Raw genomic sequence first — 314 nt, forward strand, 5'->3', positions numbered from 1 at the left:
CCTCTTTCGATTTTCATTATTGCCCAAAATGAGGCGGACCGGATCGGCCGGGCGATCGAGGCCGCGCGCGCGCTGAGCGACGATATCGTGGTCGTCGATTCCGGCTCGACCGACGGCACGCAGGCGCCTGTCTCTTATACACATCTGACGCTGCCGACGATTAACCTTCGGTGTAGATCTCGGTGGGCGCCGGATCATTAAAAAAGGGGGGGGGGGGGGGGGGGGGGGGGGGGGGGGGGGGGGGGGGGGGGGGGGGGGGGGGGGGGGGGGGGGGGGGGGGGGGGGGGGGGGGGGGGGGGGGGGGGGGGGGGGGG

At 72.9% G+C, this 314-nt stretch carries 1 pseudogene; it reads left to right on the plus strand.

The window, feature by feature from the left end:
* Positions 1-126 (plus strand): annotated as a pseudogene (locus JHD80_RS27730) (glycosyltransferase); the annotation flags it as partial.
* Positions 127-314: the final 188 nt, after the last annotated feature.

Origin of the sequence: Allobosea sp. ASV33 (assembly GCF_016428755.1) — a bacterium.
Lineage (GTDB): Bacteria > Pseudomonadota > Alphaproteobacteria > Rhizobiales > Beijerinckiaceae > Allobosea.